Annotated in this window: 18 protein-coding genes and 1 pseudogene; 15 read left to right on the top strand and 4 right to left on the bottom strand. The window is 71.2% G+C overall.

The genetic code is table 11. The annotated features are described in order from the left end of the window. Positions 1 to 56: 56 nt before the first annotated feature. From ABT085_RS26135 to ABT085_RS26120, 4 genes and pseudogenes are all read left to right on the top strand, one after another. Positions 57 to 353, top strand: a pseudogene (locus ABT085_RS26135) (DUF6716 putative glycosyltransferase); the annotation flags it as partial. Between the two features lie 35 nt (positions 354 to 388). Further along, positions 389 to 1,687, top strand: a complete 1,299-nt coding sequence (locus ABT085_RS26130; RefSeq protein ID WP_351612591.1) for a cytidylyltransferase domain-containing protein — start codon at positions 389 to 391, stop codon at positions 1,685 to 1,687. A 13-nt stretch (positions 1,688 to 1,700) separates the two neighbouring features. Further along, positions 1,701 to 2,639: an N-acetylneuraminate synthase family protein gene (locus ABT085_RS26125; RefSeq protein ID WP_351612588.1), complete on the top strand. Its 939-nt coding sequence runs from the start codon at positions 1,701 to 1,703 to the stop codon at positions 2,637 to 2,639. Between the two features lie 56 nt (positions 2,640 to 2,695). Further along, positions 2,696 to 3,781 (top strand): hypothetical protein, encoded by a 1,086-nt coding sequence (locus tag ABT085_RS26120; RefSeq protein WP_351612586.1) that lies wholly within the window; start codon positions 2,696 to 2,698, stop codon positions 3,779 to 3,781. A gap of 87 nt (positions 3,782 to 3,868) precedes the next feature. On the opposite strand, the gene ABT085_RS26115 is transcribed toward ABT085_RS26120, so the two are convergent. After that, positions 3,869 to 4,549 carry a class I SAM-dependent methyltransferase gene (locus ABT085_RS26115; protein ID WP_351612584.1) on the bottom strand — a complete coding sequence of 227 codons (681 nt, stop codon included), beginning with the start codon at positions 4,547 to 4,549 and terminating at the stop codon, positions 3,869 to 3,871. Between the two features lie 341 nt (positions 4,550 to 4,890). Between ABT085_RS26115 and ABT085_RS26110 the strand changes: the two genes are divergently transcribed. From ABT085_RS26110 to ABT085_RS26070, 9 genes are all read left to right on the top strand, one after another. Continuing rightward, positions 4,891 to 6,123: an amidohydrolase gene (locus ABT085_RS26110; protein WP_351612582.1), complete on the top strand. Its 1,233-nt coding sequence runs from the start codon at positions 4,891 to 4,893 to the stop codon at positions 6,121 to 6,123. 515 nt (positions 6,124 to 6,638) lie between these two features. Next, entirely contained in the window at positions 6,639 to 7,703 is a 1,065-nt protein-coding gene (locus tag ABT085_RS26105; RefSeq protein ID WP_351612604.1) for a BMP family lipoprotein, read from the top strand. Positions 7,704 to 7,984: 281 nt separating this feature from the next. Continuing rightward, positions 7,985 to 9,034 carry a BMP family lipoprotein gene (locus ABT085_RS26100; RefSeq protein WP_351612579.1) on the top strand — a complete coding sequence of 350 codons (1,050 nt, stop codon included), beginning with the start codon at positions 7,985 to 7,987 and terminating at the stop codon, positions 9,032 to 9,034. 223 nt (positions 9,035 to 9,257) lie between these two features. Next, positions 9,258 to 11,012, top strand: a complete 1,755-nt coding sequence (locus ABT085_RS26095) for an ABC transporter ATP-binding protein (RefSeq protein WP_351612602.1) — start codon at positions 9,258 to 9,260, stop codon at positions 11,010 to 11,012. Next, the gene (locus ABT085_RS26090; RefSeq protein ID WP_351612577.1) at positions 11,009 to 12,124 is read left to right on the top strand and encodes an ABC transporter permease; all 1,116 of its coding nucleotides are present in this window, start codon (positions 11,009 to 11,011) and stop codon (positions 12,122 to 12,124) included. Before ABT085_RS26095 ends, ABT085_RS26090 begins: the two co-directional genes overlap by 4 nt. Further along, positions 12,124 to 13,386 carry an ABC transporter permease gene (locus ABT085_RS26085; protein WP_351612574.1) on the top strand — a complete coding sequence of 421 codons (1,263 nt, stop codon included), beginning with the start codon at positions 12,124 to 12,126 and terminating at the stop codon, positions 13,384 to 13,386. The genes ABT085_RS26090 and ABT085_RS26085 overlap by 1 nt, the downstream gene beginning before the upstream one ends. Continuing rightward, the gene (locus tag ABT085_RS26080) at positions 13,383 to 13,784 is read left to right on the top strand and encodes a cytidine deaminase (RefSeq protein ID WP_351612571.1); all 402 of its coding nucleotides are present in this window, start codon (positions 13,383 to 13,385) and stop codon (positions 13,782 to 13,784) included. The genes ABT085_RS26085 and ABT085_RS26080 overlap by 4 nt, the downstream gene beginning before the upstream one ends. 66 nt (positions 13,785 to 13,850) lie before the next feature. Continuing rightward, positions 13,851 to 15,134, top strand: coding sequence for a thymidine phosphorylase (locus tag ABT085_RS26075; RefSeq protein ID WP_351612568.1), 1,284 nt, complete (start codon positions 13,851 to 13,853; stop codon positions 15,132 to 15,134). A gap of 95 nt (positions 15,135 to 15,229) precedes the next feature. Beyond that, entirely contained in the window at positions 15,230 to 15,814 is a 585-nt protein-coding gene (locus ABT085_RS26070) for a Uma2 family endonuclease (RefSeq protein WP_351612597.1), read from the top strand. Between the two features lie 6 nt (positions 15,815 to 15,820). Here ABT085_RS26070 and ABT085_RS26065 read toward each other — a convergent pair whose 3' ends face one another. Continuing rightward, a complete protein-coding gene (locus ABT085_RS26065) occupies positions 15,821 to 16,741 on the bottom strand; it encodes an AEC family transporter (protein ID WP_351612566.1) in 921 nt (306 codons plus the stop codon). 205 nt (positions 16,742 to 16,946) lie between these two features. On the opposite strand from ABT085_RS26065, the gene ABT085_RS26060 reads away from it, so the two are divergent. Then, positions 16,947 to 17,333, top strand: coding sequence for an STAS domain-containing protein (locus tag ABT085_RS26060; protein WP_351612594.1), 387 nt, complete (start codon positions 16,947 to 16,949; stop codon positions 17,331 to 17,333). On the opposite strand, the gene ABT085_RS26055 is transcribed toward ABT085_RS26060, so the two are convergent. Together ABT085_RS26055 and ABT085_RS26050 are read right to left on the bottom strand one after the other, a co-directional pair. Continuing rightward, entirely contained in the window at positions 17,217 to 18,233 is a 1,017-nt protein-coding gene (locus ABT085_RS26055) for a sigma-70 family RNA polymerase sigma factor (protein WP_351612563.1), read from the bottom strand. The genes ABT085_RS26060 and ABT085_RS26055 overlap by 117 nt on opposite strands. Positions 18,234 to 18,340: 107 nt before the next feature. After that, a complete protein-coding gene (locus ABT085_RS26050) occupies positions 18,341 to 19,612 on the bottom strand; it encodes an MFS transporter (protein WP_351612560.1) in 1,272 nt (423 codons plus the stop codon). A 62-nt stretch (positions 19,613 to 19,674) separates the two neighbouring features. Here ABT085_RS26050 and ABT085_RS26045 point away from each other — a divergent pair, with 62 nt between their 5' ends. Continuing rightward, positions 19,675 to 20,646: a LysR family transcriptional regulator gene (locus ABT085_RS26045; protein ID WP_351612558.1), complete on the top strand. Its 972-nt coding sequence runs from the start codon at positions 19,675 to 19,677 to the stop codon at positions 20,644 to 20,646. Positions 20,647 to 20,679 lie beyond the last annotated feature (33 nt).

The following is a 20,679-nucleotide window of genomic DNA, read 5'->3' as shown; positions in this document are numbered from 1 at the left end:
GGGCCTTTTAGGAACCGGCAGAACCGGATCGATTCCGGAACGATCCGGACCGGGCGGGCTCCTACGCCACCGCCTTCGACGCGGCCCGCGAGCGGATCACCGAGCTCCTCGAACGCCCCGGCGGACTGCCCCCGCTGGCCCCGTACTACACACCCGAGACCGCCCCCGGATACCTGCCGGGCATCCTCGCCCGCCACCACCTCGGCCCCGACGGCGCCCCGCTGCCCGGCGCCCCGGCCGCCGACAAGGAGCCGGGAGCGGTCCGGCAGATCGTGCGCCGGGCGGCGCGCGGCGCCTACCGCCACGGAGTGCAGCGCGTCGCCCCCGTGATCCGGCGGATGGGCGAGCTGTGAGCGCCGCCGAGACAACAGCCCAAGGAGTGGAACCCATGTCCAACCCGGAAGCGGGCCAAGGCGCTTCGGTGCGCCGGGTGCTCGCGGTGATCCCCGCGCGCGGCGGCTCCAAGGGCGTGCCCGCGAAGAACCTCGCGGCCGTCGGCGGGATCCCGCTCGTGGCCCGTGCCGTGCGCGAGTGCCGCGCCTCCCGGCTGGTGACCGACGTCGTCGTCTCCACCGACGACCAGGCGATCGCCGCCGCCGCCCGGCAGGCCGGCGCCGAGGTCGTGCTGCGGCCCGCCGCCATCGCCGGCGACACCGCCACCTCCGAGGCCGCCGTCCTGCACGCCATGGACGCCCACGAGGCGCTGCACGGCTCCCCGGTCGACGCGGTGCTCCTCGTGCAGTGCACCAGCCCCTTCATCGTCCGGGAGGACATCGACGGGGTGGCCGGCGCGGTCGTCGAGAACGGCGCCGACACGGCGGTCACCGTGGCCCCCTTCCACGGCTTCATCTGGCGGGACGCGGCCGACGAGCCGGCGGTCGTCGAGACCGGACGCGCCGACGAGGTCGGCGGCAGGACCAAGGTTGCCGACCCGGCCGTCACTGAGGGCGGCTACGGCGTCAACCACGACAAGTCCTTCCGCCCGCGCCGCCAGGACCGCCCCCAGGACCTGCTGGAGACCGGCGCCGCCTACGCGATGGAGGCCACCGGCTTCCGCGAGCACCGGCACCGCTTCTTCGGCCGCACCGAACTGGTGCGCACCGACCCTGCCCGGGTGCTGGAGATCGACGACCCGCACGATCTCGCCCGCGCCCGCGCCCTGGCCCCCCTCTTCGACGCGGACCTCCCCGGTTCGCTGCCGACCGCCGACGACATCGACGCGGTCGTCCTCGACTTCGACGGCACCCAGACCGACGACCGGGTGCTGATCGACTCCGACGGACGGGAGTTCGTCTCCGTGCACCGCGGGGACGGACTCGGCATCGCGGCCCTCCGCAGGAGCGGCCTGAAGATGCTGATCCTGTCCACGGAACAGAACCCGGTCGTCGCCGCCCGGGCCCGGAAGCTCAAGCTCCCGGTGCTGCACGGCATCGACCGCAAGGACCTCGCGCTGAAGCAGTGGTGCGAGGAGCAGGGCATCGCGCCTGAGCGCGTGCTCTACGTCGGCAACGACGTCAATGACCTCCCGTGCTTCGCCCTCGTGGGCTGGCCCGTGGCGGTCGCGAGCGCCCACGACGTCGTGCGCGGCGCCGCACGCGCGGTCACCACTCTCCCCGGTGGCGACGGCGCGATCCGAGAGATCGCCAGCTGGATCCTCGGCCCCTCTCTCGACTCCCTCCCCCAGTAAGGACATCTCTGCCATGAGCACCAACTCCCGTCTGCGCACGTTCGGTTCCAAGACCGCCGGCCCCGGTCAGCCCGTCTACGTCGTCGGTGAGATCGGCATCAACCACAACGGTGAGCTGGAGAACGCGTTCAAGCTCATCGACGCCGCCGCCGAGGCCGGCTGCGACGCGGTCAAGTTCCAGAAGCGCACCCCGGAGATCTGCACCCCGCGCGACCAGTGGGACATCGAGCGCGACACCCCCTGGGGCCGGATGACCTACATCGACTACCGCCACCGCGTGGAGTTCGGCGAGGACGAGTACCGCCAGATCGACGAGCACTGCAAGAAGCGGGGCATCGACTGGTTCGCCTCCCCGTGGGACACCGAGGCCGTCGCCTTCCTGGAGAAGTTCGACGTCCCGGCCCACAAGGTGGCCTCCGCCTCCCTGACGGACGACGAGCTGCTGCGCGCCCTGCGTGCCACCGGCCGCACGGTCATCCTCTCCACCGGCATGTCCACCCCGAAGCAGATCCGCCACGCGGTCGAGGTCCTCGGCTCGGACAACATCCTGCTCTGCCACGCCACCTCGACCTACCCGGCGAAGGCCGAGGAGCTCAACCTCCGCGTCATCAACACCCTCCAGCAGGAGTACCCGAACGTCCCGATCGGCTACTCCGGCCACGAGACGGGCCTGCAGACCACGCTCGCCGCGGTCGCCCTCGGCGCCACCTTCGTCGAGCGCCACATCACCCTCGACCGCGCCATGTGGGGCTCGGACCAGGCCGCCTCCGTGGAGCCGCAGGGCCTGCAGCGCCTGGTGCGCGACATCCGCACCATCGAGGCCTCGCTCGGCGACGGCGTCAAGAAGGTCTACGACTCCGAGCTCGGCCCGATGAAGAAGCTGCGCCGCGTCACCGGTGTCGTCGCCGAGGCGGAGATCGCCGCCGCCGCGGGCGAGCCGGTCTCGGTCTGAGCACCAGCTCGGCCCCCAGTCCGACTCCGAGTGGCTTACGGGACGGTCGTACGTCGATGAACCCTCGCGCCGGGACCACCGGCACCCCCCACACGCTCGCCTTCGTGGAGAGCCCGGTTCAGCTGCTGAACGTGCTCGAATGGGCGCATGCGCACGGGCTGGGCGGTCCGGAGCGGTCCGGCGCGGGGTTCACCCTCGTCGTCCTGTCCCCGATGGACCCGATGACCCGCGGTCAGCTGCGCCGGATGGCGGAGCTGGCCCGCGAGGACGGTCACGAGGTCCGCTGGGAGGAGGCGCGGGGCGGTACGGCCGCGCCCTTCCGCACCATCGGCGGCCTGTCCCGGCTGCTGCGCGCGGCGGAACGCGTGGTGATGGGAGACCCGTTCTCCCGTTACGTACAGCTGCTGCTGACCATCACCCGGGCCCGGGACCTGGTCGTGGTGGACGACGGCACGGCGACGATGGAGTTCGTCGCCCAGCTGGCCCGGGGCGAGCGGCTGGTGCGCTGGCACCGCAAGGGGGGCCGCCCCGGCCCGCGCGACGTGGTGTTCGCGCCGGTGTCGTCCTCGGCCCGGCGCCGGCTGACCCCGGGCGACGGCCGCCGGGTGGAGATCTTCTCCTCGATGCCCATAGAGGAGGCGCCCGAGGGCGTGACGATCACTCAGAACGCCTTCGCCTGGACCCGTTCCCGCTTCGGCCCGCCCCGGGTCGCCAAGGGGGCGGACCTGGTCGGCACCTCGCTGGTGGAGACCGGCGTGGTCGACGCGGACCGGTACGTGTCCGCGGTGGGCGCCCGGGCCAGGGCGCACGGCGCGACGCGCTACTTCGCGCACCGCCGCGAGAGCACGGACAAGCTGCACCGGCTCGCGCGGGAGACGGGACTGGAGATCGTCCGCCCCGAACTCCCGCTCGAACTGATCGCCCGGCGCGGCCCGATCGGGCGGACGATACTCAGCTTCCCGTCGACGGTCGTCCACACCCTGCCGCTCGCGCTGGCCGGTACGGACGTCCGGGTCGCGGTCTGCGACATCGACCCGGGCTGGCTGACGGAGAACGCCTCGCCCCGGGCCCAGGGCTTCCTGTCGGGGGTCACGGGCACGGCGCGGGACGTCACCCGGGTGTCGGCGGCGAGCCCGCAGTAGGCACGCGGCGGGAACCCACGGAGCGGAACGCGGCCCGCGCACCCCGTGCACGGGCCGCGTCGCCATGCCCCTTCGGGCTTAGCGTCGCTATGCCCCTTCGGGCTTGTGGGCCAGCAGGAACGCCCGCGGGAGCCTCTCCTCGGCGCCGGGTTCGCGCAGCAGCCGGGCCCGGAGCCGGAAACCGGCCTTCACCAGGAGGTCGGCCACGGCGTCCGGGGTGCGCCAGTGGTAGTCCAGCGAGATCGCGTGGCCGAAGCGCTCGGCGAGATGCATCCCGTCCTCCTCCTCGTGCCACTGGAACCCCAGCATCACCTGGCCGCCCGGCGCCAGCACCCGGTGGAACTCCGCGAACACCCTCGGCAGGTGATCGTCCGGGACATGGATGATCGAGTAGAGGGCGAGCACCCCGCCGAGGGTCGCGTCCGGCAGGTCGAGCGAGGTCATCGAGCCCACGTGGAAGCGGAGCGCGGGGTGCGCCGCACGGGCCAGCTCCACCATCCGCGGGGACACGTCGACCCCGAAGACCGGCACGCCCATGGCGTGCAGCCGGGCCGCGACATGACCGGGTCCGCTGCCCAGGTCGGCCACGGGCGCCGTACCCCGCTCCCGCACGAGCTCGGCGAAGGCGGCGAGGAGGGAACGTTCGACGGGGTGTACGGCGAGGTGGTCCGCGAAGCTGTCGGCGTAGTCCTGGGCGATGGTGTCGTACGAGATCCGGGTCGCGGATATGAAGGGTGCGGCGAGGTCACCGCTCTCGGGGTGGGTCACATGCCCGGAGGTTACCGAGCGCACCGGCGGGGCGTCCGCCGGATGGCCGAGCCCGTCCCGCGGCCGTCCGGAGCGGGGCGGGACCCTGCGGGGCACCCGCCCGGGGCGCGTCCCGGTTCCGTTCCGACGGGTGAACAGAACAGCGTACGTACGGCGGGGCATGGTATGCCTGAAGGGTGGCTGGGTGCGAAGCCCGTCCGGAAAGCGGGCGAGTCTACCCACCTGAATCGACGCCTATGCGTCCGGCGGCCAGGTTTTCTTCCCCTAACGGGCTGAAGTTTTGTTGTTCGAGGGGCAGTTGGCCGCCCCGGAGACCTACCCTTCAGAGGGTGAACCAATTGATGTCCCGAGAGTCCGAGGCCGATATCCCCGCTGATGCCGTGCTCCCCGGTGCGCTGCCCGAGGAGCTGCGTGCCGAGCTCGTCGCCTTCCGGCGCGACCTGCATATGCATCCCGAGCTCGGCAACCAGGAGTTCCGCACCACGGCGGCGATCAAGGAGCGGCTGGAGAAGGCCGGTCTGCGGCCACGGGTGCTCGCCGTCGGGACCGGGCTCGTCTGTGACATCGGCGTGGACGGCGAGGCGCCGGCGGACGGTCGCGGCCTGTTCGCCCTGCGCGCCGACATCGACGCCCTGCCCATCCCGGACGCGAAGACCGAGTGCGCCTACCGCTCCACCGTGCCCGACCGGGCGCACGCCTGCGGGCACGACGTGCACACGACCGTCGTACTGGGCGCCGGGCTCGTCCTCGCCGAGCTGCACGAGCGGGGCCTGCTGCCCCAGCCCGTGCGGCTGATCTTCCAGCCCGCCGAGGAGGTGCTGCCGGGCGGCGCCGTCGACGCCATCGAGGACGGGGCGCTGGAAGGGGTGCGGCAGATCGTCGCCGTGCACTGCGACCCCCGGGTCGACGCCGGGCGGGTCGGGCTGCGGCCGGGGCCCATCACCTCGGCCTGCGACCGGCTGGAGATCGCGCTGAACGGCCCCGGCGGGCACACCGCGCGGCCGCACCTGACCACCGACCTCGTCACCGCCGCGGCCCGGGTCGCCACCGACGTGCCCGCGATCGTCGCCCGCCGGGTGGACACCCGCAGCGGGATGGCCGTGACCTGGGGGCGGATCGAGTCCGGCCACGCCCCGAACGTCATCCCGCAGCACGCCGAGCTCTCCGGCACCGTGCGCTGCCTGGACATCGCGGCGTGGCGGCAGGCGCCCGACGTCGTGGTGGCCGCGATCGACGAGGTCGCCAACCTGCACCGGGCCAAGTCGGAGATCACCTATGTGCGCGGGGTCCCGCCCGTGGTGAACGACCCGGTGGTCACCGAGCTGCTGCGGGACGCCATGACCGTGCGCCGGGGAGCGGAGACGGTGGAGAGCACCGAGCAGAGCCTCGGCGGGGAGGACTTCTCCTGGTACCTCGAACAGGTGCCGGGGGCCCTCGCGCGCCTCGGTGTGCGCACGCCCGGCGAGCGGACGGTGCGCGATCTGCACCAGGGCGACTTCGACGCCGACGAGTCCGCGATCACGGTCGGGGTGGAGCTGTTCACCGCCGCCGTACTGCTGGACGCGGCGGGCTGAGACGAGGCAGCGGCCGCCGGGGTCCGGGTCGCGGACCGGCCTGGCCGCCGGGAGCTCGGGTCGGCGCGATCGGCCCGGCTCGGCGATCGGCCTGGCCCGCCGGCCGCCCGGGTCGACGGCCGGCCTGCCCGCCTGGCACTCGGAGCGGCGATCGGCCTGATTCGCCCGGCACCTGGATCGACGGTCGGCCTGGCCCGTCGGTCACTCGGAGTGGCGATCTGCCTGGCCCGCCCGGCACCCGGATCGGCGATCCGCCTGGCACGTAGGGCGTCTGACGTGACGACAGCAGGGGGCGCCCGTCATATGCCCCTTCGTCCGCTTGAGTTATCCGGCTGTAACCGGCGGCGCCGGAATGCGGCCCGTCGGCGGCACGAATCGATAACGGCCGCGAGGAACCCCGTTCCCCTCCCCTTCTACGCGCGTTACTGTGCGCCGGAATCGCCACCTGTGGCGGCGCAAGGGGTAGCGGGCCGGCGACGGTGCCGTGGGGATGAAGGGTGCTTGCTGTGCGTCTGATCTCTCGGAGGACCAGGTTCTCCCAAGCAGCGGTGGCCGTCGCGGTCGTCGCACTCACGGCGGTCGGCTGTGGCAAGTCCAGCACCGACTCGGCCGGCGGCAGTGACTCCGAGTCCGGCAAGTACTCGGCCAAGGGCATCGGTCTCGCGTACGACATCGGCGGCAAGGGCGACCAGTCCTTCAACGATGCGGCCTTCGCCGGCTTCGAGAAGGCCAAGGCCGAGTTCAAGATCGGCGGCCAGGACGTCGAGCCGCAGGACGGCGAGTCCGACGCGGACAAGACGCAGCGCCTGGTGACCCTCGCCAAGGCGGGCTACAACCCGATCATCGGCGTCGGTTTCGCCTACGCGCCGGCCGTGAAGGAGGCCGCCGCGAAGTACCCGAAGATCACCTTCGGCATCATCGACGACGCCACCATCAAGTCGGCCAACGTCGCCGACATGGTCTTCCACGAGGAGCAGTCCTCGTACCTGGCGGGCGTGGCCGCGGCCAAGGCCACCAAGAAGAACCACATCGGCTTCATCGGCGGCGTGGACATCCCGCTGATCCACAAGTTCGAGGCCGGGTTCGACCAGGGCGCCAAGTCCGTCAACCCGAACATCAAGATCGAGTCGCAGTACCTCACCCAGACGCCCGCGGAGGGCGGCTTCTCCAGCCCCGACAAGGGCGAGAACGCGGCCAACGGCCAGATCGAGGCCGGCGCCGACGTCGTCTACCAGGCGGCCGGTCTGTCCGGCCAGGGTGTGATCAAGGCCGCGGCCGAGCACAAGGTGTGGGCGATCGGCGTCGACTCCGACCAGTACGCGCAGGGCGCGCTGGCCAAGTACAAGGACTACATCCTCGGCTCGGCCCTGAAGAACGTCGGCGGCGCGGTCTACGACCTGGCCAAGTCCGTCGTCGAGGGCAAGCCGCTCAACGGTGAGGTGCGGGGCGACCTGAAGTCCGGCGGTGTCGGCTTCGCCGACTCCAACCCGAAGTACAAGGCGATGGCCGACGTCGTCGCCGCCGTCGACAAGGCCAAGGCGGACATCATCGCCGGCACGGTCACCGTCAAGACGGAGTAGCGGTACGCGGCAGTACGCGACGCGAAAGTGACGTGCGTCGTGGCGGAACAGCGAGCTCCGGCCTGCGGACGGTGACCCGTACGCTCCGGAGAGCACCCGCGAAACTCGTGCGCCCCTTGCCTCCCGCAAGGGGCGCGCTGCTGTACGTAGTCTGGGTCACGTCTGTGGCCACAGCTCGGTAACGGACCGGACAGAAGGGGTTTTCTCGTCTGGTCTACGCGCGTTACGCTGCGGCGGAACCAGCGCCTGGTTTGGGCGCTTGCACAAAGGAGTCTCGTTCCATGCGCCGGGTGTCCCGTATCGCGGTTGCAGGCGTTGCAACCGCAGCTCTTGCCGTGACTGTTTCCGCCTGCGGAAGCTCGTCCTCCTCCTCCTCGTCCTCCAGCGGCGACAAGAACCTGGGCCTGGCCCTGGCGTACGACGTCGGCGGCAAGGGCGACCAGTCCTTCAACGACGCCGCCACCGCCGGCCTGGAGAAGGCCGACAAGGAGTTCGGCTACAAGAGCGCGGCCGTGGAGCCGCAGGACGGCGAGTCCGACGCGGACAAGGTGCAGCGCCTGGAGACGCTGGCCAAGAAGGGCTACAACCCGGTCATCGGCGTCGGCTTCGCCTACGCGCCGGCCGTCAAGGAGGTCGCGGCGAAGTACCCGAAGACCACCTTCGGCATCGTCGACGACGAGACCATCAAGGCCGACAACGTCGCCGACCTGGTCTTCCACGAGGAGCAGGCCTCCTACCTGGCCGGCGTCGCCGCCGCCAAGGCCACCAAGACCAACACCGTCGGCTTCATCGGCGGCGTGGACGTCCCGCTGATCCACAAGTTCGGTGCCGGCTTCAAGCAGGGCGTCGAGGACACCAAGAAGGGCGTCACGGTCAAGGAGCAGTACCTGACCGAGACCGCGCAGGAGGGTGGCTTCTCCAGCCCCGACAAGGGCGAGAACGCGGCCAACGGCCAGATCGACGCGGGCGCGGACGTCGTCTACGCCGCCGCCGGCCTGTCCGGCCAGGGTGTCATCAAGGCCGCCAACGAGCACAAGGTCTGGGCGATCGGCGTCGACTCCGACCAGTACAAGCAGGACGCGCTGGCGAAGTACAAGGACTCGATCCTCACCTCCGCCATGAAGAACGTCGAGGGCGCGGTCTACGACCTGGCCAAGTCCGTCCACGACGGCAAGCCGGAGACCGGTGTGGTCCGTGGCAGCCTGGAGAACGGTGGCGTGAGCCTGTCGCACTCGAACCCCGCGTTCGAGAGCAACGCCGCCATCCAGGACGCGGTGAAGAAGGCCGAGGAGGCCATCAAGTCCGGCAGCATCACGGTCAAGACCTCCTGAACCAGTGCTGGTAGGCCTGTCGTAGACATGGCCAAAAGGACGCTGTAATGGCAGCGTTACGGCCGCGGAACGGGGTGCGGGGAGGATGTCCCCCCGCACCCCGTTCGCGCGGCAGAATGCTCGGAACGGATCGTGAGTGAAACAAGAACGATCAGGTCCGGGCACTATTTAAAGCGGGGACGCTACGCGCGTAGAGCGACCCCTTTCCCAAGGAGAGTGCGCCATCGACGCGTCCAGCAGCCCTCCGCTCACCGCCCCGTCGACAGTCGCGGTCGAGCTGGCGGGGATCACCAAGCGATTTCCCGGTGTCGTCGCCAACCACGACATCCATCTGACGGTCCGCAAGGGCACCGTGCACGCCCTGGTGGGCGAGAACGGCGCCGGCAAGTCAACCCTGATGAAGATCCTCTACGGCATGCAGAAGCCGGACGAGGGCACCATCGAGATCGACGGCGAGCAGGTCGCCTTCGGCAGCCCCGCCGACGCCATCACCCGCGGCATCGGCATGGTCCACCAGCACTTCATGCTGGCCGACAACCTGACCGTGCTGGAGAACGTGGTGCTGGGCAGCGAGAAGCTGTACGGCATCGGCGGCAACGCCCGTAAGAAGATCAAGGAGATCTCCGACCGGTACGGCCTGGGCGTACGCCCGGACGCCCTGGTCGAGGACCTCGGCGTCGCCGACCGCCAGCGGGTGGAGATCCTCAAGGTCCTCTACCGCGGCGCCACCACCCTGATCCTCGACGAGCCGACCGCCGTGCTCGTCCCGCAGGAGGTCGACGCGCTCTTCGACAACCTGCGCGAACTCAAGTCCGAGGGCCTCTCGGTCATCTTCATCTCGCACAAGCTCGGCGAGGTGCTGTCGGTGGCCGACGACATCACCGTCATCCGGCGCGGTACGACCGTCGGCACGGCCGTCCCCGCCGAGACCACCCCGCGCCAGCTCGCCGAGATGATGGTCGGCAGCGAGCTGCCCACCCCGGAGACGGCCGAGTCGACCGTCACCGACCGGGTCGTCCTGGAAGTGCGCAACCTCACCGTGTACGCGAGCGGCGCCTCCCTCGGCGAGCTCGGCGCGCAGCCCGAGACCGCCACGGTCGGCTCGTCCGGTGCCCCCGAGGGCGCCGACGTCCTCACCGAGGCCACCACCCCCGGCGCGGCCAAGCGCGTCCTCGACGACGTCTCCTTCGCCATCCGCGCCGGCGAGGTCATGGGTATCGCCGGTGTCGAGGGCAACGGCCAGACCGAGCTGATCGACGCCCTGATCGGCCTGAAGAGCGCCGACTCCGGCTCCGTCCACTTCCTGGGCGAGGACATCACGCCCTGGCCGACCCGCAAGCGCCGCGAGTCGGGCGTCGGCTACATCCCCGAGGACCGCCACCGCCAGGGCCTGCTCCTGGAGGCCCCGCTCTGGGAGAACCGTATCCTCGGCCATGTCACCGAGCGGCCCAACGCCAAGGGCTTCTGGCTGGACCCGAAGAGCGCCCAGGCCGACACCCGCCGGATCGTCGAGGAGTACGACGTCCGCACCCCCGGCATCGACGTCACCGCCGCCTCCCTCTCCGGCGGCAACCAGCAGAAGCTGATCGTCGGCCGCGAGATGAGCCACAACCCCAAGTTCCTGATCGCCGCCCACCCCACCCGCGGTGTGGACGTCGGCGCCCAGGCGCAGATCTGGGACCGCATCCGCGAGGCCCGCCGCGAAGGCCTGGCCGTGCTGCTGATCTCCGCGGACCTGGACGAACTGATCGGCCTGTCGGACACCCTGCGGGTGATCTACGACGGCAGGCTGGTCGCCGACGCGGATCCCGCCACGATCACGCCGGAGGAACTCGGCTCGGCGATGACCGGTGCCGCGTCCGGCCACCTGGAACACGTGGAGACCACGAAACCCGTGGACACCAAGAAGTCCCTGGGAGCCGCGGAGACCGTGGAGACCACCGAGGAAGCTGCCGGTCCGGAGGACGAGGCCCGATGAAGAAGTTCGACAAGGAGCGCGTGCTCCTCGCGGTGGCCGGCCCGGTCATCGCGCTCGTCCTGGCGATCGCGCTGACGTCGATCGTCCTGCTCGCCTCGGGCAAGAACCCGATCGAGCCGTACACGCTGATGCTCCAGCAGCTGCCGTACTCGGACATCCAGGTCCTGATCATCAACCAGGCGTCCCTGTACTACATCGCCGCCATCGGCGTGGCGCTCGGCTTCCGGATGAACCTGTTCAACATCGGCGTCGACGGCCAGTACCGCCTGGCCGCGGTGATGACCGCCGTCGTCGGCGCGAACGTCGCGCTGCCGAGCGTCCTCCAGATCCCGCTGCTGCTGCTGGTCGCCATGTGCACCGGCGCCTTCTGGGCGGGCATCGCGGGCGTCCTGAAGGTCACCCGGGGCGTCAGCGAGGTCGTCGCGACGATCATGCTGAACGCCATCGCCACCAGCCTCATCGTCTACCTCACCCAGAAGGACGTGTGGGGCGTCCAGGTCGGCAACAACATGACGACCGGCGTCATGCACGAGTCCGGCTGGTTCCCGGGCATCGACCTGGGCTCCGACGTCGGCGAGATCTACGGCCTGGTCTTCCTCGCGATCCTGCTGGGTGTCCTGTACTGGCTGGTCCTCAACCGCACGCGCTTCGGCTTCGACCTGCGCGCCACCGGCGCCTCGGAGACGGCCGCCGCCGCCTCGGGCGTCAGCGCCAAGCGCATGGTGCTGGTCTCCATGCTGATCTCCGGCGCGGTGGCGGGCCTGTCCGGGCTGCCGCTGCTGCTCGGCGACACCCACACCTACAGCCTGAGCTTCCCGGCGGGCCTCGGCTTCACCGCCATCGGCATCGCGCTGCTGGGCCGCAACAACCCGGGCGGCATCGCCTTCGCCGCCCTGCTGTGGGCCTTCCTCGACAAGGCCTCGCCCGCCCTCGACTACGCGACTCCGGAGGCCTACCCGAAGGAGATCGCCACGATCATGCAGGGCCTGATCGTCTTCGCGGTCGTCATCTCGTACGAGTTCGTTCGCCAGTGGGGTCTGCGCCGTCAGCAGAGCCGGGTCGGCGCCGAGCTGGCCGCCGCCCAGAACACCAACAAGGAGGTGGCGGCCTGATGTCCACCGCGACCATCGCCAAGAAGCCGCAGGCGAAGCCCGGCAAGTCCGGCCGCCGCATGTCGCTGCCCGTACTCCTGCTGGTCATCGCGGGCGTGCTGGTCCTGACCTCGATCGTCCGGCTGATCACCGGCGCGGACGGCATCACCTCCACCGGCCAGATGTCCACCGCCCTGCGGCTGGCCGTGCCGATCGGCCTTGCGGGCCTCGGCGGCCTGTGGGCGGAACGCTCGGGCGTCGTCAACATCGGCCTCGAGGGCATGATGATCCTCGGCACCTGGTTCGGCGCCTGGGCCGGCTACCAGTGGGGCCCGTGGGTCGGTGTGGCCTTCGGCATCATCGGCGGCGCGCTCGGCGCCGTCCTGCACGCCATCGCCACCGTGACCTTCAACGTCAACCACATCGTCTCCGGTGTGGCCGTCAACATCCTGGCCCTCGGCACCACCCGCTACCTGTCGAAGTTCACCTTCGAGAACGCTCCCGAGGGCTCCGCCAAGCAGTCCCCGCCGATCGACTCGCTGGGCACCTTCGACATCCCCGGCCTGTCCGACTGGCTGAACACGCTCAACGAGAAGCACTGGTTCCTGGTCTCGGACATCGCCGGCCTGGTCGGCGGTCTGATCACCGACCTGTCGCCGCTCACCGTCATCGCCGTCGCGCTCGTGCCGATCACCTGGTGGGTGCTGTGGCGCACCGCGTTCGGCCTGCGCCTGCGCTCCTGCGGCGAGAACCCGGTGGCGGCCGAGTCGCTCGGCGTCAACGTCTACAAGTACAAGTACATCGCCGTCATCATCTCCGGGGGCTTCGCCGGTCTCGGCGGCGCCTTCCTGTCGATCGTCGCGTCGAACGTGTACCTGGACGGCCAGACGGCCGGCCGCGGCTACATCGGCCTCGCGGCGATGATCTTCGGCAACTGGATGCCGGGCGGCCTCGCCCTCGGCGCGGGCCTGTTCGGCTACACCGACAGCCTCAACCTGCGCGGCGGCACGACCAACGTCCACGCGCTGATCCTGCTGCTGGCGATCCTGCTGGTGTTCGGCGCGGCCTACCTGGCGTGGAAGAAGAAGTACGTCCCGGCCGTCGTCACGGTCGTGATCGCGGCCCTGATGTTCCTCTGGTACGCCTCCACGAACGAGGTGCCGCGTCAGCTCGTCACGGCGACCCCGTACATCGTCACGCTGCTGGTGCTCTCGCTGTCCGCGCAGAGCCTCAGGATGCCGAAGGCGGACGGCCTGCCGTACCGGAAGGGGCAGGGCAAGTGACCCCGTCCACCGACGTCGACTGGGAGGCGCTGCGCGCGCAGGCCCGGGACGCCATGTCCCACGCCTACGCCCCGTACTCCGGCTACCCGGTCGGCGTCGCCGCCCTGGTCGACGACGGCCGCACGGTCTCCGGCTGCAACGTCGAGAACGCCTCGTACGGGCTCGGACTGTGCGCCGAGTGCGGACTGGTCTCGGAGCTGCAGCGCACCGGGGGCGGGCGGCTGACGCACTTCACGTGCGTGGACGGCAAGGGCGACATCCTCGTCCCGTGCGGCCGCTGCCGACAGCTGCTGTACGAGTTCGGCGGGGCGGATCTCCTGCTGGAGACCCCGGCGGGGATCCTGCCGCTCGCGGAGATGCTGCCGCAGGCCTTCGGCCCGGACCACCTCACCAAGTAACTCCCGTGCGGCCCCTCTGACCAGCGCAGAGGGGCCGCGCTCTTCGCAATCCCCGGAAGGAAAGCCATGGCCATGGACGCCATCTCCGTCATCCGTACCAAGCGGGACCGCGGCGAGCTCGGCGACGAGCAGATCGACTGGGTCATCGACGCGTACACGCGCGGCGAGGTCGCCGACTACCAGATGGCCGCCCTCAACATGGCGATCCTGCTCAACGGCATGAACCGCCGTGAGATCGCCCGCTGGACCGCGGCGATGATCGCCTCCGGCGAGCGCATGGAGTTCTCCTCCCTCTCCCGGCCGACCGCCGACAAGCACTCCACCGGCGGCGTCGGCGACAAGATCACCCTGCCGCTGGCCCCGCTGGTGGCGGCCTGCGGCGCGGCCGTGCCCCAGCTCTCCGGCCGCGGCCTCGGCCACACCGGCGGCACCCTCGACAAGCTGGAGTCGATCCCCGGCTGGCGGGCGCTGCTCTCCAACGAGGAGATGCTGCACGTCCTGGACACCACCGGCGCGGTGATCTGCGCGGCGGGCGACGGCCTCGCGCCCGCCGACAAGAAGCTCTACGCCCTGCGCGACGTCACCGGCACGGTCGAGGCGATCCCGCTGATCGCCTCCTCGATCATGTCGAAGAAGATCGCCGAGGGCACCGGCTCCCTGGTCCTGGACGTCAAGGTCGGCACCGGCGCCTTCATGAAGACCATCGAGGACGCCCGGGAACTGGCCTCCACCATGGTGGGCCTGGGCACCGACCACGGCGTGAAGACGGTCGCGCTGCTCACCGACATGTCCACCCCGCTCGGCCTGACCGCGGGCAACGCGCTGGAGGTCCGCGAGTCGGTGGAGGTCCTGGCGGGCGGCGGCCCGGCGGACGTCGTCGAGCTCACCCTCGCGCTGGCCCGCGAGATGCTCGATGCGGCGGGCGTGAAGGACGCCGACCCGGCGAAGGCCCTGGCCGACGGCTCGGCGATGGACGTGTGGCGCCGCATGATCGCGGCCCAGGGCGGCGACCCGGACGCCCCGCTGCCCACCTCGAAGGAGCAGCACGTCGTCACGGCCGCCTCCTCGGGCGTGCTGACCCGCCTCGACGCCTACGACATCGGTGTCGCCGCCTGGCGCCTGGGCGCCGGACGCGCCCGCAAGGAGGACCCGGTGCAGGCGGGCGCGGGCGTCGAGCTGCACGCCAAGCCCGGCGACACGGTCACCGCGGGCCAGCCCCTGCTGACCCTGCACACGGACACCCCCGAGCGCTTCGAGTACGCGCTGGAGGCGGTCGAGGGCTCGTACGACGTCGCCCCGGCCGGCACGCAGTTCACGCCGTCCCCGGTGGTGCTGGAGCGCATCGCCTGACCAGGTGATCTCCCTTTCGGGTGAACGGGATCGGTGGACCCTCGCCGGTCCCGTTCGGCATGCTTGCATCGGTGACGCACCGATTGGAGACCGCCATGGGCGCACTCACCGTGAGCCAGGACCCCGAGCAGAGCTGGGACGACCTCGTCCGGTTCTGGGAGGAGATGGAATGGCCCGAGGGCAGCAAGGTGGAGATCATCGAGGGGATCATCACCGTGTCACCTGCTCCCGCGTTGCCCCACAACGTCATGGCAGAACTGATCCAGCGTCGCCTCTACTCCGTGATCCCCGACAACTGGGGGATCTACCAAACGATGGCGATCGCCGTGCCGTCGCGTATGGGGATGCTCATTCCGGATCTGGTGGTGACTCCGAGGCCTGACCATCCGGAAGCGGACTCCCACATCCCGGCCGGACTCGCCGAGCTCGTCGTCGAGGTGACGTCCAGGTCCAACGCCCGCCACGACCGCATCAGCAAGCCCGCCGCCTACGCCGCCGCGGGCATCCCGTTCTACCTCCTCGTCGACCGCTGGGCCCCCGACGGCCCCACCGTGACGCTCTACGGAGAGCCCAAGGGCGATGTCTACCGCCCGCTGAGCACCGCCAAGTTCGGCGAGGCCGTCAAGCTGCCCGCGCCCTTCGACCTTGAACTCGACACCACCGAGTTCCCCGTCGCCTGAATCCCGTCACCCCAGCAGCGCCGCCACGGCCACCAGGACCGGCACCGACAGCATCGTCGACAGCAGGATCGAGTCCCGGGCCAGGCGCTCGCCCACGCCGTAGCTGGAGGCGTAGGTGAAGAGATTCTGGGCGGCGGGCAGGGCCGAGGTCACCACCACGTCGAGCAGCCGTGCTCCGTGCAGACCGAAGACGCCCGAGGCCAGCGCCCAGGCCGCGGCCGGCTGTCCCACCGACTTCAGCGCGACCGACAGCAGCACCGGGAACCGGTCGGGACCCCGGCCCGGCAGGGTGCTGCCGCACAGCGAGATGCCGAAGGCGAGCAGGACCGCGGGCACCGACATGTTGCCGATCAGGGTGAGCGGGTCCATCACCGGGCCGGGGATGCTCAGCCCGGTCGCCGAGACGGTGACCCCGGCGAGCGAGCCGACCGCGATCGGATTGCGCAGCGGGGTGAGCAGCCGTTGCCACAGCGGGCCCTTGGCGCCCCCGGTCGACAGGTCCAGGATCGTCAGCGCGACCGGCGTGACACCGATCAGCTGGAACAGCAGCACCGGCGCCACCAGCGAGGCGTCACCCAGCACGTACACGGCGATGGGGATGCCCAGGTTGCCGGAGTTGACGTAGCTGGAGCACAGCGCGCCGATCGTCGTCGTGCCGACGCCCCAGCGCCGTACGACCCCCACCGCGACGAAGACACCGGCCACCGCGGCCGTGCTCAGCGCCGTGACCAGGAGCCTGCTGGAGAAGATCACCGAGAGGTCGGCGCGGGCGAGCATGGTGAACAGCAGGGCCGGGGACGCCACGTGGAAGGCGAGCTTGGTCAGCACCTCGCGGCCGTGCTCGCCGAGATGGCCGCCCCGCCCCAGGACATAGCCGACGCAGATGACGATCGCGATGACCGCGAAGCCGCTCAGCACCCCCTGCACTGGACCCCCTCGGCGGACCCCGCCACGGACAGCGGCCGGGCGGGCGGAGAGGGCGTGAGAGGGGAGCGGGGAACGGGTGGTGCGGGCTGCGTGGACGAGGTCGGCCGAGACGATATGTGGGGCATACAGCGAACTCTCCGGCGGCGGCCTCCTCAAGGTCAATGTGATCCGTACGGCGGGGCACGGCCGGGCGCGGTACGACGCGATGAGTTACGGCCCGCCGCCCGGTCTACCGCACGTGGACGCCATGACACCCGCTGTACTCGTGCCGGCCGGCCCCGTCACCCGGGAGGGCGTGGCGGGGCTGTGCGAGGACGTACGGGCGGCTGTGCGGGCCTGTCCGACCCGGGTCGCCGTGGTCGACGTCGGCGGGCTGGGCGCACCCGGTCTCGGCGCCGTGGACCTGCTGGCGCGGCTGGAACTGGCCGCCCGGCGGGCCGGGGGCCGCATCAGGCTGCGTGCCCCCGATCCGGAGCTACGCGCCCTCCTGCACCTGGTCGGTCTCCGGTTCGAGGTGGAGGGGAAGGCCGAACAGCGGGAACCACCGCTTCGTGTCGAGGAAGAAGTGGAACCCGGTGAGCCGGCCGTCTGAGATCTCCAGGACCTGGATCGACCAGGGCGTGAACCCGCCGGCCTCGGGGTCCGGCTTGTAGTGGGCGAAGCCCGGCAGGCCGTTCACCGCGACCGGCAGCAGCCGTGAACCCGCGCAGGACGCGCCGAGGGTCGTCATGAAGCCGGTGATGTCGTCGTGCCCGGTCAGCCACAGGTCGAACGGCGGCATCGTCATGATGGCGTCCTCGTGCAGCAGGGCGGTCAGCGCCGTCATGTCGTACCCCTCGAAGGCCGCCACATAGCGCTCCAGGAGTTTCTGCTGCTCCTCGTCCAGCGGGTCGGAGACGGCCGCGTCCGCGCCGGACTGCTCGCGCTCGGCGAGCGTCGCGCGGGCCCGCTGCAACGCGCTGTTGACCGAGGCGACCGTGGTGTCGAGCAGTTCGGCGACCTCGCTCGCCCGCCAGGCCAGCACCTCGCGCAGGATCAGAACCGCCCGCTGCTTCGGCGGGAGGTTCTGCAGGGCCGCCATGAAGGCGAGCCGCACCGACTCCTTCGCCACCGCCGCCTCCGCCGGGTCCTGGACCGGGGGCAGCACCCGGGCGTCCGGCATCGGCTCCAGCCAGGTGTGGTCCGGGCGGGGCGAGAGCGCCGCCCGGGCCAGCGGCGTCGACTCCGTCAGGTCCATGGGACGGGCGCGCTTGTTGCCCGCGGCCAGCATGTCCAGGCAGACGTTGGTCGCGATGCGGTACAGCCAGGAGCGGAGGCTGGAGCGGCCCTCGAACTTCGCGTAGCTGCGCCAGGCACGGACCATCGTGTCCTGCACCGCGTCCTCGGCTTCGAAGGCGGAGCCCAGCATGCGGTAGCAGTAGCCCGTCAGCTCGGTGCGGTGCTTCTCCAGCCGGACGTCGAGATTCTCTGCCGTAGCCGTACCGTCACTCATGGTCCACCCACCCCTGTGGCCGTTCTGTCACGCGCCTGTGCGCCCCAGCACTCCGGAAGCTATCGCACCCCACTGACAAAGGTCCCTGGACCGGACAAAAGCCCTGGTCAGGCCAGCCGCGCGCGAAGGGCGGAGGCGCGGGCCGCCCGGGTGCCGAGGAGCGTGATCGTCACGACGCCGAGCACCGCCAGGACGCCGACGCCGACGGTCGCGGCCCAGCCGCCCGCGTGATAGGCCGCGGCGCCGGCCATGCTTCCCGCGCTGGAGCCGACGTAGTAGGCGGACTGGTAGAGGGCCGAGGCCTGGGCGCGGCCGGTGGTGGCCGTGCTGCTGACCGCCGAGGACGCCACCGCGTGACCGGCGAAGAAACCCGTCGTGATCAGCACCAGGCCCGCCAGGACCAGCGGGAGCGTGCCGGCCAGGGTCAGCAGCAGGCCCGCCGCCGTGGTGCCCGCGGCCAGGTACAGGGCGCCGCGCCGGCCCAGGCGGCCGACCAGCCGGCCCGCCGTCGACGCCGACACCGTGCCGACCAGGTAGACCAGGAAGATCGAGCCGACGATGCCCTGCGGGAGCGAGAAGGGGGCCTCGGTCAGGCGGTAGCCGATGACCGTGTACACACCGCCGAAGACCGTCATGAACAGCGCGCCGATCGCGTACAGGCGGCGCAGCAGCGGGTTGGCGAGGTGGTCGCGGACCGTGCCCAGCAGCAGTCGCGGGCGCAGCGAGCCCGGCGTGAAGTGCCGCGGGGCGGGCAGCAGCAGCCGGAACGCCACCGCGCAGCCCACCGCGAGGACGCCGACCGCGCCGACCGCTACCCGCCAGCCCCACTCCTGCGCGACCCAGCCGGTGATCACCCGGCCGCTCATCCCGCCGACGCTGTTGCCCGCGACGAACAGACCGATCGCGGTGACCAGGGCCCGGGGGCGCACCTCCTCCGCCAGGTACGCCGTCGCCGACGCCGGCAGTCCGGACAGCGCCGCGCCCTGGAGCCCGCGCAGCACCACCAGCCAGCCCAGCGAAGGGGCGAAGGGGACCAGGATCCCGACCGTCACCGCGACCGTGAGCGAGGCCGTCATCACCGTACGGCGGCCGAACCGCTCGGACAGGGCGCTCATCGGCAGCACGAACAGCGCGAGCCCGCCGGTGGCCGCGGCCACCGTCCAGCTCGCCTGGCTCGCCGTGGCGGCGAACTCGCCGGAGATCAGCGGCAGCAGGGCCTGGGTGCAGTACAGGAGAGCGAAGGTGGCGACGCCCGCGAGGAAGAGCGCGAGGCTCATCCGGCGGTAGCCGGGGCTGCCGGGAGCCATGCGCGAGTCGGGGACGGAGACGGGTGCGACGGCGGCCACGGTGGTGGACGCCCCGGTACTGGCGGGAGACATACCTCGAACCTAGGCACCCCTTTTTCATCCGTCCAATGCACGGAATCGTCATAATCGTTCCTATGGCGCATGAGCTGAGGTCACAGGGGCGACTGTCACCGAGCAGTGACACAAAAGACAGGGGAGACAGGGACGCCATCGTCGCGTTGCTCGCCCCGCGCCTGGTCCATTTCGCCGGCGTGGCCCGCACCGAGCACGTCACCCGCGCCGCCCAGGAGATGCAGGTCCCGCAGTCCACCCTGTCCCGGGCCATGGTCCGGCTCGAACAGGACCTGGGGGTGGAACTGTTCGCCCGCCGCGGCCGTACGGTCTCCCTCACCCCCGCCGGGCGCACCTTCCTCGCCTCCGTGGAACGCGCCCTGGCCGAGGTCGAGCGGGCCGCCGACGAGGTCCGCGCGGACGCCGACCCCGCCACCGGCAAGGTCGCCTTCGGCTTTCTGCACACCATGGGCGCGGAGACGGTGCCGGGACTGCTGCACGCCTTCCGCGCCGATCACCCCCGGGTCCGCTTCAGCCTCGTCCAGAACTACGGCGAGGCGATGCTGGAGAAGCTGCGCGCGGGCGAACTGGACCTGTGTCTGACCTCGCCCGTGCCGGACGCGCCCGACCTGGTGGCCCGCCGCCTCGACGAGCAGAAGCTGCGCCTGGTCGTGCCCGCCGACCACCGGCTGGCGTCCCGCCGCCGGATCCGCCTCGCCGAGGCCGCCGAGGACACCTTCGTCACGCTCGAACCCGGCTACGGACTGCGCCGCATCACCGACGACCTCTGTCAGGAGGCCGGGTTCAAGCCCCGGGTCGCATTCGAGGGCGAGGAGGCGGAGACACTGCGGGGTCTGGTCGCGGCGGGTCTGGGGGTCGCGCTGCTGCCACCGCCCGCCGTCGCCCGCCCGGGGGTGGTGGAGCTGACGGTGACCGCCCCGCGCGCGGTCCGCGAGATCGGCGTGGCCTGGCTGGACGGCCATCCGGACACCGCGCCGGTGGCCGCCTTCAAGAAGTTCCTGCTCTCCCGGCGCGGCAACCTGCTCCCCACCTGACCGCGGCCCACGCCCGGCGGCCGACCCCCCGGG

The sequence above is a fragment of the Streptomyces sp. NPDC002265 genome, assembly GCF_040296125.1.
In the GTDB taxonomy this organism is placed as follows: domain Bacteria; phylum Actinomycetota; class Actinomycetes; order Streptomycetales; family Streptomycetaceae; genus Streptomyces.
The sequence above is the reverse complement of the archived record's forward strand: the minus strand, read 5'-3'. Positions and strand labels throughout refer to the sequence as shown.